9 protein-coding genes are annotated in these 12,728 nt (G+C 60.2%); 2 read left to right on the top strand and 7 right to left on the bottom strand.

The window, feature by feature from the left end:
• Positions 1–45 precede the first annotated feature (45 nt).
• The 7 genes from ispD to rlmD form a co-directional block, all read right to left on the bottom strand.
• On the bottom strand, positions 46–756 hold the full coding sequence (gene ispD / locus KW824_RS14280) for a 2-C-methyl-D-erythritol 4-phosphate cytidylyltransferase (RefSeq protein WP_182786449.1): 711 nt from the start codon (positions 754–756) through the stop codon (positions 46–48).
• Entirely contained in the window at positions 749–1,066 is a 318-nt protein-coding gene (gene ftsB, locus KW824_RS14275; protein ID WP_182786451.1) for a cell division protein FtsB, read from the bottom strand. Before ftsB ends, ispD begins: the two co-directional genes overlap by 8 nt.
• A gap of 288 nt (positions 1,067–1,354) precedes the next feature.
• Positions 1,355–2,653: a phosphopyruvate hydratase gene (gene eno / locus KW824_RS14270; protein WP_025328247.1), complete on the bottom strand. Its 1,299-nt coding sequence runs from the start codon at positions 2,651–2,653 to the stop codon at positions 1,355–1,357.
• A gap of 89 nt (positions 2,654–2,742) precedes the next feature.
• Positions 2,743–4,380 carry a glutamine hydrolyzing CTP synthase gene (gene pyrG / locus KW824_RS14265; protein ID WP_005332766.1) on the bottom strand — a complete coding sequence of 546 codons (1,638 nt, stop codon included), beginning with the start codon at positions 4,378–4,380 and terminating at the stop codon, positions 2,743–2,745.
• 141 nt (positions 4,381–4,521) lie between these two features.
• Entirely contained in the window at positions 4,522–5,319 is a 798-nt protein-coding gene (gene mazG, locus KW824_RS14260; RefSeq protein ID WP_182786453.1) for a nucleoside triphosphate pyrophosphohydrolase, read from the bottom strand.
• Positions 5,320–5,398: 79 nt separating this feature from the next.
• Positions 5,399–7,609 (bottom strand): GTP diphosphokinase, encoded by a 2,211-nt coding sequence (gene relA / locus KW824_RS14255; RefSeq protein ID WP_182786455.1) that lies wholly within the window; start codon positions 7,607–7,609, stop codon positions 5,399–5,401.
• A gap of 251 nt (positions 7,610–7,860) precedes the next feature.
• A complete protein-coding gene (rlmD, locus tag KW824_RS14250; RefSeq protein WP_218410124.1) occupies positions 7,861–9,183 on the bottom strand; it encodes a 23S rRNA (uracil(1939)-C(5))-methyltransferase RlmD in 1,323 nt (440 codons plus the stop codon).
• 272 nt (positions 9,184–9,455) lie between these two features.
• On the opposite strand from rlmD, the gene barA reads away from it, so the two are divergent.
• On the top strand, positions 9,456–12,176 hold the full coding sequence (gene barA, locus KW824_RS14245) for a two-component sensor histidine kinase BarA (RefSeq protein ID WP_218410123.1): 2,721 nt from the start codon (positions 9,456–9,458) through the stop codon (positions 12,174–12,176).
• Between the two features lie 63 nt (positions 12,177–12,239).
• Positions 12,240–12,725, top strand: a complete 486-nt coding sequence (locus KW824_RS14240) for a DUF1456 family protein (protein WP_005332775.1) — start codon at positions 12,240–12,242, stop codon at positions 12,723–12,725.
• Positions 12,726–12,728 lie beyond the last annotated feature (3 nt).

Raw genomic sequence — 12,728 nt, 5'->3', positions numbered from 1 at the left:
CATCAAAACCATGTCCAATGTGGATCATGCGGGCCCCTCTGCGGGTCAATCGGGTCGCGCCTGCTGGCGCGCACTCTGTTGTTGTAAAAAGAGCTCGGCCAGGGAGAGATCTTCCGGGCGGGTCACCTTGATGTTGTCGGCACGCCCCTCCACCATCTTCACGGTAAAACCGGCGCGCTCCATGGCGGAGGCTTCGTCTGTGATGAGGGCCCCCAGGGCCAGCCCCTCCTCCAGCGCCCGCTTCAGGGTGCCGGTGGGAAACATCTGCGGCGTCAGGGCATGCCAAAGCTGTTCGCGCTCGACGGTCGCCACTATGTTGCCAGCCCCGTCTGTGCGTTTCATGGTGTCACGTACCCGGCTGCCGAGAATGGCGCCATCGCACGCCATGGCACAGGCTATCAGGGCATCGAGATCCCCCTGGGTCAGACAGGGACGGGCGGCGTCGTGCACCAGTACCCACTTCCCCTCTGCCACATGCAGGGCGTTGAGCACCGAATAGGCACGCTCGCTTCCCCCTTCCACTCGCAGCACCCGCGGGTCGGCCGCCACGGCCAGTTGCTCGAACCACTCATCGTGCGGCGCCAGCGCCACTATCACCCGAACGATAGCCGGATGGGACAGTAAACAGCCGAGCGTATGCTCCAGGATGGTCTTCCCCGCCAGTGTCAGGTACTGCTTGGGGCAGTCTGCTCCCATGCGGCTGCCGATACCGGCGGCCGGAACTATGGCGGTCAGCCCGCTGTGGCAATCAGTCATCGTAGGGGACGCCGTCCGGCTCCGTTGCTTGGTCTTTGTCTTTGGGAATGATCCGGTAGAAGGTCTCGCCCTGCTTGATGTAGCCAAGATCGTTGCGCGACAGCTCCTCGATGGCCTCAAGGCCCGAGGTCAGATCGTCAATCTCCCGGTAAATCAGGTTGTTGCGGTCCTTGAGAACCAGATTGTCCTGCTGTTGCCGCTCGATGGCATTGGAGAGATCCCGATAATCGGAGAGGCCGTTTTTCCCCAGCCAGAAGTCATATTGCAGTCCTCCCAACAGGAGGAGCAGGATAAGAGTGAGTAGCCGCATGCACTGAGTCTCCTTCAAGCGGCCTAGTTTCCCATATTCGCAGGCAAGACAAAAGAAAGCCGGTGTGCCAGACGGGCCGGGGGACTAAAAAAGATGGCGGGGCCCCGCAGACGAGGGCCAAAAAACTGCGCAGTTCCCAGGACGGGCGGCCTTGGCGCCAGATTGGCGGCAACCATACGAAAACCGCCGCCGATCAGCGGCTGGCCTGACAATGGGGTGGCGACGGATACAAAAAAGCCCCGCCAGAGTGGCGGGGCTTTTCAACAGCTTAAGAATTGCAGGCAGTAATTACTGGCCTTTGACTTCTTTCAGACCGCGGAACGGAGCCTTGGCACCCAGGGCTTCTTCGATACGGATCAGCTGGTTGTACTTGGCAACACGGTCAGAACGGCTCATGGAACCGGTCTTGATCTGGCCAGCAGCGGTACCCACGGCCAGGTCGGCGATGGTCGCGTCTTCGGTCTCACCGGAGCGGTGGGAGATGACGGCGGTGTAGCCAGCGTCCTTGGCCATCTTGATGGCAGCCAGAGTTTCGGTCAGGGAACCGATCTGGTTGAACTTGATCAGGATGGAGTTGGCGATGCCGTTGTCAATACCGCGCTTCAGGATCTTGGTGTTGGTTACGAACAGGTCGTCACCCACGATCTGGATTTTCTTGCCCAGTTCAGCAGTCTGGTAGGCGAAGCCTTCCCAGTCAGATTCGTCCAGGCCATCTTCGATGGAGACGATCGGGAACTTGGTGGTCAAGTCGGCCAGGTAGTCGGAGAACTCGTTGGAGGTGAAGATACGACCTTCGCCCTTCAGGTTGTACTCTTTCTTCTCTGCGTCGTAGAACTCGGAAGCGGCACAGTCCATGGCCAGGGTGATGTCGGTGCCCAGCTTGTAACCTGCAGCGGCAACGGCTTCGGCGATCACTTCCAGCGCTTCGGCGTTGGACTTCAGGTTCGGTGCGAAACCGCCTTCGTCGCCCACTGCAGTGGCGTAGCCCTTGGACTTCAGTACCTTGGCCAGGTTGTGGAAGACCTCGGCACCCATGCGGATGGCTTCTTTCAGGGTCTTGGCGCCAACCGGCTGGATCATGAACTCCTGGATATCGACGTTGTTGTCGGCGTGCTCACCACCGTTGATGATGTTCATCATGGGCAGCGGCATGGAGTAGACACCCGGGGTGCCGTTCAACTCGGCGATGTGGGCGTACAGCGGCAGGCCCTTGGCAGCAGCAGCGGCTTTGGCGTTAGCCAGGGAAACGGCCAGGATGGCGTTGGCGCCGAACTTGGATTTGTTCTCGGTACCGTCGAGGTCGATCATGATTTGGTCAATAGCGGCCTGGTCCTTGGCATCTTTACCCAGCAGAGCCTGAGCGATCGGGCCGTTTACGGCTTCGATGGCTTTCAGCACGCCTTTACCCAGGAAACGGCTCTTGTCGCCGTCACGCAGTTCCAGCGCTTCGCGGGAACCGGTGGACGCGCCAGACGGAGCGGCTGCCATACCAACAAAACCACCTTCCAGGTGAACTTCGGCCTCAACGGTCGGGTTACCACGGGAGTCGATGATTTCACGACCGATCACTTTAACGATCTTGGACATGTGTATTTCCTCAGGTTTCGTAAAAAAACAACAAAAATATGCCAAAAAAAGCGGCTGCGGCACAGAGCCCCAACCGCATTTATTTTCAATTACTTCAAATTACGCTTCTGATACTCGCCTGCCGCCTTAACAAAACCGGCGAACAGGGCGTGGCCATCACGGGGAGTCGAGGTGAACTCCGGGTGGAACTGCGCAGCCACGAACCAAGGGTGATCCGGAATCTCGATAATTTCCACCAGCTTCTTGTCGGCGGAAAGACCGGTCACCTTCAAACCGGCCGCTTCGATCTGCGGCAGCAGCTTGTTGTTCACCTCGTAACGGTGACGGTGACGCTCGTAAATGGTCGGGCTGCCGTACATCTGGCGCACCTTGGAGCCTTCCACCAGGTGGCAGAGCTGGGAACCCAGACGCATGGTGCCGCCCAGATCAGACTTCTCGGTACGGGTCTCGACGTTGCCCTCTTCATCCACCCACTCGGTGATGAGGCCGACAACCGGATAGGCGCAATCTTTCTTGAATTCGGAGGAGTGAGCACCGGTCATGCCCGCTACGTTGCGAGCAAATTCGATCATGGCAACCTGCATGCCGAGACAGATACCCAAGTAAGGGATCTTGTTCTCACGGGCATACTGGGCGGCCAGGATCTTGCCTTCCACGCCACGCTCACCGAAGCCACCCGGCACCAGGATCGCGTCCAGACCTTCCAGCAGCTCGGAGCCACGGGTCTCGATGTCCTGGGAGTCGATGTACTTGATGTTGACGGAAAGACGCGTCTTCAGGCCGCCGTGCTTGAGTGCTTCGTTGACGGACTTGTAGGCATCCGGCAGGGATACATACTTGCCGACCATGCCGATGGTCACTTCTGCAGTCGGGTTGGCCTCTTCGTAGACCACCTGTTCCCACTCGGACAAGTCGGCTTCCTTGCACTCCAGGCCGAAACGGGCGATGAAGTAGTCATCCAGATTTTGGGACTTGAGCAGGGCCGGGATCTTGTAGATGGAGTCGACGTCCTTCATGGAGATGACGGCGCGCTCCGGCACGTTGCAGAACAGGGCAATCTTGGCACGCTCGTTGGCCGGGATGGCGCGATCGGAGCGGCAGATAAGCACATCCGGCTGGATCCCGATGGAGAGCAATTCTTTGACGGAGTGCTGGGTCGGCTTGGTCTTCACCTCGCCGGCGGCGGCCAGGTAAGGCACCAGCGTCAGGTGCATGAACATGGCATTGTCGCGGCTCACTTCGGCAGCCAGCTGACGAATGGCTTCGAGGAACGGCAGGGACTCGATGTCGCCCACTGTGCCGCCCACTTCGACGATGGCCACCTGATGGCCTTCGGCGCCGGCAATCACCCGCTCCTTGATGGCGTTGGTGATGTGCGGGATGACCTGGATGGTGGCGCCCAGATAGTCACCACGACGCTCTTTGCGCAGCACGTCCGCATAGATGCGGCCGGTGGTGAAGTTGTTGCGACGGGTCATCTTGGTGCGGATGAAACGCTCGTAATGGCCCAGATCCAGATCGGTCTCAGCCCCGTCCTCGGTTACGAACACTTCACCGTGCTGGGTCGGGCTCATGGTGCCCGGATCCACGTTGATATAGGGGTCCAGTTTCATGATGGTCACATCCAGACCACGGGCTTCCAGAATGGCTGCCAGAGAAGCTGCGGCAATGCCTTTGCCGAGGGATGAAACAACGCCACCAGTTACAAAAATATATTTTGTCGTCATGCTGAACCTGAAAGAAGTTTAGGGAATTTTAAGGGGTGCTTCGGGGATGAAGCAGGACGGGGAAACAGTATACCAAAACCCCCTCTCCCAAACAATGAACAAAAATCTATCAGGCTCACCGCTCCCTCGTCTTGCGCCAAATCAACTTTGCTCGGTTTCCTTGGCCCGGCCCCAGGCGGCATCCAGCTTCTCCAGGGTGCAATCCGTCATTTTCAGCCCTTCCGCTGCAATAAACTGCTCAACCTGACGAAAACGTCGTTCGAACTTGGCGTTCGCGCCCCGCAGCACCTGTTCAGGGTCCTTGCCCAGGTGCCGCACCAGATTGACGGTGGCAAACAGCAGATCGCCGAGCTCGTCGCTCACCCTCTCTTCCTCCACATCGACCATCAGCGCTTCTTCCATCACCTCCTCGATCTCTTCGTGGATTTTGTCCACTACCGGCCCGAGCGTCTTCCAGTCGAAACCGACGGTGGCGCAACGCTTCTGGATCTTGGCTGCCCGGGTCAGGGCTGGTAGCGAGAGGGGGATGTCATCGAGCACGCTCTCTTTATCCAGCGCGGCCCGCTCCTTGGCCTTCTCCGCCTCCCAGTTCACCTTGACCGCCTGCTCGTCACCGAGGTCCGCATCGGAGAACACATGGGGGTGGCGGCGAATCAGCTTCTCGCTCACCGCATCGACTATGTCGGCAAAATCGAACAGTCCCTGCTCCTTGCCAAGCTGGGCGTAGAAGACCACTTGGAACAGCAGATCCCCGAGTTCCCCCTTCAATCCATCCCAATCCTGAGTCTCGATGGCATCGGCCACCTCGTAGGCCTCTTCTAGGGTGTGGGGCACTATGGTCTGGAAGCTCTGCTTGAGATCCCAGGGGCAACCCCCGTCCGGGGAGCGCAGTTGAGCCATGATGTCGAGCAATTGAGGGAGGTCGTAACGTTGGGACATGGGATCTTCGCTTTCGATTCGTTCAAGAAGGGTCATAAAGCACAACCGGCCACGGGGGCCGGTCACTATTTATCGGGTATCAGAGGCGCTTGGCACTGATCACGTCGTTGAGCTGGCTGAGCTTGGCCAAGGCCCGGTTAAAGGCGTTGATGTTGTAGATCTCCAGCTCCATGTCGATCTCGGCAGTCTGCTCGCGCACGTTGGAGCGCGAGCGCACCCCCATGACGTTGATCTTCTCGTTGGCCAGTACTGTGGTGATGTCACGCAGCAGGCCGGATCTGTCATTGGAGAGGATGCGGATGGTGAGGCCATAACCGCCGGAGTAGTTCTCCCCCCAGACCGCATCGATCAGTCGCTCAGGGTTGCGGCGCGACAGCTCTTTGAGCTGCTCACAATCCTCCCGGTGGATGGAGACACCGCGGCCCATGGTGATGAAACCCTGGATGGAGTCCCCCGGGATGGGCTGGCAGCAGCGGGCAATGTGGGTCATCAGATTGCCGACTCCCTCCACTACGATGTGATCCTTGGCCTTGGGGCGGAAGGGCGCATTGGCCTTCTGCTCCAGCTTCTCCAGCAGGCGGCGGTCTTCTTCCTCCGCCGTCGGCTTGTTGTAACGAGTGTCGAGGTAGTTGAGCAGTTGGTTGATGCGGATGTCGCCGCTGCCGATGCCGGCCAGCAGATCTTCCAGCTCCTCCGCATGGAAGCGCTCCAGCACCACCTTGTCCACCTTGGAGAGCGTCAGGTTGTGCCTGTCCAGCTCCTTCTCCAGCAGCTCCTTGCCGGCGGCGATGTTCTTGTCCCTATCCAGCTTTCTGAACCAGGTCGCCACCTTGGCCCGCGCCCGGCTGGAGCGCAGGAAGCCTGCATTGGGGTTCATCCAGTCGCGGCTCGGGTTCGGCTCCTTCTGGGTGATCACCTCCACCTGATCACCGGTCTGCAGCGTGTAGGTAAAGGGCACTATGCGGCCATCCACCTTGGTCCCGATGCAGCGGTGGCCGATCATGCTGTGAACGTGATAGGCAAAATCGAGCGGGGTAGCCCCCGCCGGCAGGTCGATGACGTCCCCCTTGGGGGTGAACACATAGACTCTGTCCTCGAACACCTGACTGCGCAGATCGTCCAGCAGGGAGCCGCTCTCGGAGAGATCCTCCTGCCAGGCGAGGAGCTTGCGCAGCCACTCGATCTTGTCTTCGAAGGTACTGGTCTTGGCTGCAGCCTGGGCCCCTTCCTTGTAGCGCCAGTGAGCCGCCACGCCGAGTTCGGCATCCTGATGCATCTGCTCGGTGCGGATCTGGATCTCCACCGTCTTCCCCTCCTCCCCCACTACCACTGTGTGAATGGACTGGTAGCCGTTGGGCTTGGGGTTGGCGACATAGTCGTCAAATTCGCGGGGAATATGATGGAAATGGGTGTGGACGATGCCGAGCGCCGCATAACAATCCTGCAGCCGCTTGGTGATCACCCGCACCGCACGCACGTCGAACAGCTCGTTGAATTCGAGATGCTTCTTCTGCATCTTGCGCCAGATGCTGTAGATGTGTTTCGGTCGTCCATAGACCTCGGCCTCGACCCCGGCTTCGGCAAGCGCATCGCGCAGGGACTGCACGAACTCGCGGATGTAGCGCTCCCGATCGAGTCGTTTCTCGTCGAGCTGCTTGGCGATCTGCTTGTAGGTATCCGGGTGCAGGTAACGGAAGGCGAGATCTTCGAGCTCCCACTTGAGCTGACCTATGCCGAGGCGGTTGGCAAGGGGCGCATAGATGTTGGTGATCTCCTGGGCCATCAGCACCCGGGTCTCCTCATCCGCCAGCTTGGCTTCCCGCAGGCAGGCGATCCGCTCCGCCAGCTTGATGACGACAGCGCGCACATCCTCCACCATGGCGAGCAACATGCGGCGCACGTTGTCCACCTGCTCCGGTGAGGTCTCGCTGCGGTGCAGGGTCTGCAGAGAGCGGATGGCCTCCATCTCCAGCACCCCTTCCACCAGCTTGGCGATCTTGGGACCGAAGTCCTCGTTCACCTTCTCCTGCTTGATGAGGCCGGCTTCGACGAAGGGATAGAGAATGGCCGATTTGAGGGTGGCGAGATCCATGCTGAGCATCAACAGTATGCCCACCATCTCGACGCCACGCACCAGCAGGCGGCTGGTGAGCGCCTCGTCGCCAAGCGTCAGACAGTACTGGTAGACGGTTCGCAGTTGATTCTTGTCGCTTTCACTCAGGGTAAGGGAACTGACCCACTCCTCCAGAGTGAAATTGTCTTTCAAATGAATTTCGCGCACCGCAACCATGGTATCAATCCTTAAAATTGTGGGGCCGAAAGCCGATGCTTTCTGCCATCCCCTCATCAGCTGATGACTGCCTCAAATGGGGATGCGCGGGAGAGTTTTCAAGGCATGTTGCCGATCCCGGCAACAGGTTTCTCTCGCACATCAGGCCCATTTTTGCAGATCTAGATTACCCTAATCACCCCTGCGCAAACAGCGCTACCGGCATCGGAAGGCCGACAAAACGCAGCACCGGCAATCTCAAAACAGCCTGCTCAATCCCGTTCAAACAGCGCCATGGACTCCAGATGACCGGTGTGAGGGAACATGTCCAGCATCCCCAGACGGGCCAGTCGATAACCCCCCTTCACCAGCACCTGGCTGTCCCGGGCCAGGGTGACCGGGTTACAGGAAACATAGACCACCCGCTTGGGCGAAAGTGCCGCCACGTGGCTCATGACTTCCAGCGCCCCGGGCCGGGCCGGATCCAGCAACACCAGATCGAAGCCTTCCCGCGCCCAGGACATGCCGACGATGTCGCCGCTCAAATCCGCCTTGTAGAAACGGGCGTTGTCGATGCCGTTGCGACGGGCGTTCTCCTCGGCACGGGCCACCATGGCGAGCTCCCCCTCGACTCCCACCACTTCACGGGCCTGACGGGCCAGCGGCAGGGTGAAGTTGCCGATGCCGCAGAAGAGATCCAGCACCTTGTCGTCCTTGGTCGCCCCCAGCCACGCCAGCGCCTGGGTCACCATGCTCTGGTTGATGGGGCCGTTGACCTGAATGAAGTCGCCAGGGGCGAATGCAAGAGACAGGCCATCGAGGGTGTAGCTCGGCTGAAATTGTTGACGCAGGGGTTCAATGCGCTCATCCGCCGCCTGCAGATAGAGGTCTATCCCCTGGGCCTCGGCAAATGCCACCAGCAGGGCGCGATCCGCCTCGTTAGGACGACCAGTGTGGCGCAGCAGCATCATGATGCCCTGTTCGGCCTGGATGAGCTCCGCATGCCCCAGTTCGCGCTGGCTCTTCAAACGATTGAGGCACTCGCGCAGCGGGGTGATGAGGGCAGAGAGGGGGTCGGCCAGCACGGGGCAGCCCGCCACCTCCACCAGGTCATTGGATTGACGGCGACGGAACCCCACACGAGTGCAGCGACCGTTCTTGTCAAACTTGATGGCGAGACGGCAGACCCGGCGATAGCTGCGGGACTCTCCCTTGAGCACGGGCTCGAGCGCCGGTGCCTTGATGTTGCCAAGGCGCTCGAACAGGCTGATCAGCCCGGCCTCCTTGACCGCCTGCTGATCCGCTTCGCCGAGGTGCTGGGCACTGCAACCGCCGCACTCGCGATAATGGGGGCAGAAGGGATCGATGCGATTGGCTACCGGGGTCACTATCTGTTGCAGGGCGGCGTGGGCATAGTGCTTCTTGTCATCAACGATGCGAGCCTTGATCAGCTCACCAGGGAGTGCCCCTTCGACAAAGATGGCCTTGCCCTGATGACGGCCGACACCGACACAGTGGTGGTCCAGACTGTCTATCGTAAATTCAATACGTTGGGGCTGGGTTGATTTCTTTTGGGGCTTGAAAAACTGGGCCATAAAACTTGGTGCCTATAGGTGGCTATGTCATGATTGTGGAATCTGCAGCAGGCCATTGTCCCACAAGAATAATAGTATGACCAAATGCGGCCTGAGGGCCCGAGCTGCAGCCTCTGCACCATTGCCCAATCTGACCATAAGTGGCCCATTGATATGACAGGATACGGCCTGAGCGCCCGTACGGTGACATCGCCTGTATTGCCAGCCCTCCCCCTGCGCCCACACGCTCCCAGGGCTATGATCTTCATCATGTTTGCCGGCGGTTTATCAGCATGACCAAGTACGGCCTCAGAGCCCGTGTACTGGCATTTACCATATTGCCAACCCTGATCATCGGCGGCCTGATCGCCGGTTACTTTACCTTCCACCGCTACCATCAGCTGGAAAACAACCTGATCGATCAGGGCATCAACATCATAGAGCCCCTAGCCATCGCCAGTGAATACGGCATGACCCAGCACAGTCGCGAATCCCTCAAGCGGCTGATCGGACTGACCCATCGCAAGAACTCCCCCTTCATCAAGTCCATCGCCGTCTTCACCCAGGAGAACCAGCTGTTCGTGACGTCCAACTATCACAGGGACTTCAGCCAGCTGCGCCTGCCGGACGGCAGCGCCATCCCGGCGCTGACCAGCGTCTCTTTCAACGGTGATGACATCATCTTGCGCACCCCTATCCAGGCCGAGACCAGCCTGGACGGCTTCCCCCTGCCGAGCGATCTGGAGCCGCCGGTCATCGGCTACATTTCCATGCAGCTCGCCACCGACAGAGCCATCGTCCTGCAGTATCGCGACGCCTTCTTCGCGGTGATCATCGTGCTCATCGGCCTCGCCATCAGTACCCTGTTCGGCTTCCGCCTGGTCAAGAGCGTGACCCAGCCCATCACCGACATGGTGCAGGCGGTGCACAGGATCAGGGAGGGTCGCCTCGATACCCGGGTCAGCGGTCAGCTCACCGGCGAGCTGGACATGCTGAAGAACGGCATCAATGCCATGGCCAAGGCACTCTCCGAATACCATGAAGAGATGCAGCAGAACATCGATCAGGCGACCTCGGATCTGCGAGAGACGCTCGAGCAGATAGAGATCCAGAACGTCGAACTCGACATGGCGAAGAAGCGGGCTCAGGAGGCGGCGCGGGTCAAATCCGAGTTTCTTGCCAACATGTCCCACGAGCTGCGCACCCCGCTCAACGGCGTCATCGGCTTCACCCGCCAGTTGCTCAAAACCAGCCTGACACCGAGTCAGACCGACTACATGCAGACCATAGAGAAGTCGGCGCGCAACCTGCTCGGCATCATCAACGACATCCTCGACTTCTCCAAACTGGAGGCAGGCAAGCTGCAGCTCGAGCATATACCGTTCAGCCTGCGCGACACCCTCAACGAGACCATGCACCTGCTGGGGCCGAGTGCCCATGACAAGCAACTCGAGCTCTCCTTGCAGGTGGATGCCGCCGTGCCAGATTATCTCACCGGCGACCCCATGCGCCTGCAACAGGTGCTGACCAACCTCACCGGCAACGCCATCAAGTTCACCGAGCGCGGCAACGTCGATGTGCGTGTCGAGCAGACCGGGGCCCCCAACGGCAACAAGGTGCGCCTGCGGGTCCTCATCCGCGATACCGGCATCGGCATCTCGGAAGAGCAGCAGCGCCAGCTGTTCCAGGCCTTCAATCAGGCCGACTCTTCCATCTCCCGCCGCTATGGCGGCACCGGGCTCGGGCTCGTCATCACCCAGAAGCTGGTGCAGCAGATGGGAGGCCAGATCCGCTTCGAGTCCGAGCTTGGCAAGGGCTCCGTCTTCTCGTTCAATCTGGAGCTGGAAGTCTCTCCCCTGCCCCAGACCGAACGGCTGCCGCTGGATCGCATCCTGGGCAAGCGGGTCTGGCTGCTGGAGCCAGACCCCTTCACCCACGCCTCCCTGCTCTCCCTGCTGGATGAATGGCAACTGGACGTGCAGTCGCTGACCATGGCAGACGGCTGGCCGGAGATGGGCAGCCAGGACATGGTGATCATCGGCGGCAGTACCCTGCATACCCCGCAACAGGTGATAGCCCGTCTCGATGGCCTCAGCGGGCAACAGAACACTATAGTGCTGCTCAGCAGCCACGAGCCGGCGCTCTATGACGCCATGCTGGCCCATGGCGCCGCCCACTGCCTTTCCAAGCCCATCAACCATCGCAAACTGCTGCACGCCCTGCTCTCCCCCGAAGCGGCCAGGCGAACGCCGCTGCCCGCGCCGACGCCTCGCCGGGTGCAAGCCGTCAAGGTGCTGGCGGTGGATGACAATGCGGCCAACCTCAAGCTCATCGCCGCCATGCTCAAGGAGATGGTGACCGAGGTGGTGGTGTGCAAGAACGGCAAGGAGGCGGTCAACCTGGCCCAGAGCCAGCCGTTCGACATCATCTTCATGGATATCCAGATGCCCGTCATGGATGGCATCAGCGCCACCCAGGCTATTCGGCATCACTCCCTCAACACCGAGACCCCCATCGTCGCGGTCACCGCCCATGCCATCCCGGGTGAGCGGGAGCGTCTGATCCGCCAAGGCATGGACGACTACCTGTCCAAGCCCATCGACGAGGGCATGCTGGCGCAGCTCATCACCGACTTCGCCCACAGGCGTCATCAGAACCAGGGGGATCAACAGATAGACTGGGCCCTGGCGGTGCGCCAGGCGGCGGGCAAAGAGGCACTCGCCAAAGAGATGCTGACCATGTTGCTGGCCAGCTTCGACGAGGTGGATCCCATGCTGGAAGCCGCGTTGACGGGCGGAGTGGAGGATGACGAGGTGCTGGCCCAGCTCCATCGCCTCAACGGCGGCTGTGCCTACTCCGGGGTGCCCGGCCTGCAACGCCTGCTCTCCCAGCTCGAGCAGCAACTGCGCGACGGTGTGGCCGTCAGCGAGCTCGAACCCGAGCTGCTGGAGCTGCAAGATGCCCTGGAGCAGGTGAAGCGGGAGGCCCCTCGCTACCTGGCCCTGATCGAATGAGGCGCTTTTTCTGACTGCGAGGCCCGCAGATGGTAAAATCGCGCCGTTTCCACAGGAGTCAACATGACCAACAACGATATTCTGCGCCGCCTGCGCTACGCCCTTACCATCAGCAACGATCAGATGGTCGAGATGTTTGCCAAGGGCAACCTGACCGTCACCCACGCCCAGCTCCACAGCTGGTTGCTGAAAGAGGCGGCGGAAGGGGAAGAGCAGGACCCGGGCTTTGTCCCTTGCCCGGACGCGGCACTGAGCCAGTTCCTCGACGGTTTCATCGTCGTGCGCCGCGGTGTGCGGGAAGATGCCCCACCCCAGGTGATCCCGAACCGGATCAACAACAACCTGATCCTGCGCAAGCTGCGCATCGGCCTCAACTACAAGGAAGAAGACATGCTGGGCACCCTCAAGCTCGCCAACTTCAACCTCTCCAAGTCCGAGCTGAGCGCCCTGTTCCGCGCCAAGGATCACAAGCACTACCAGGATTGCGGGGATCAGATCCTGCGCAACTTCCTCATCGGCCTCACCGCCAAGTACAGGTCCGAACCATGAGCC

It is taken from the genome of Aeromonas sp. sif0611 (genome assembly GCF_019218845.1).
Taxonomy (GTDB): domain Bacteria; phylum Pseudomonadota; class Gammaproteobacteria; order Enterobacterales; family Aeromonadaceae; genus Aeromonas; species Aeromonas media.
Note: the sequence above shows the minus strand (reverse complement) of the source record. Positions and strands in the feature narration are given on the sequence as shown.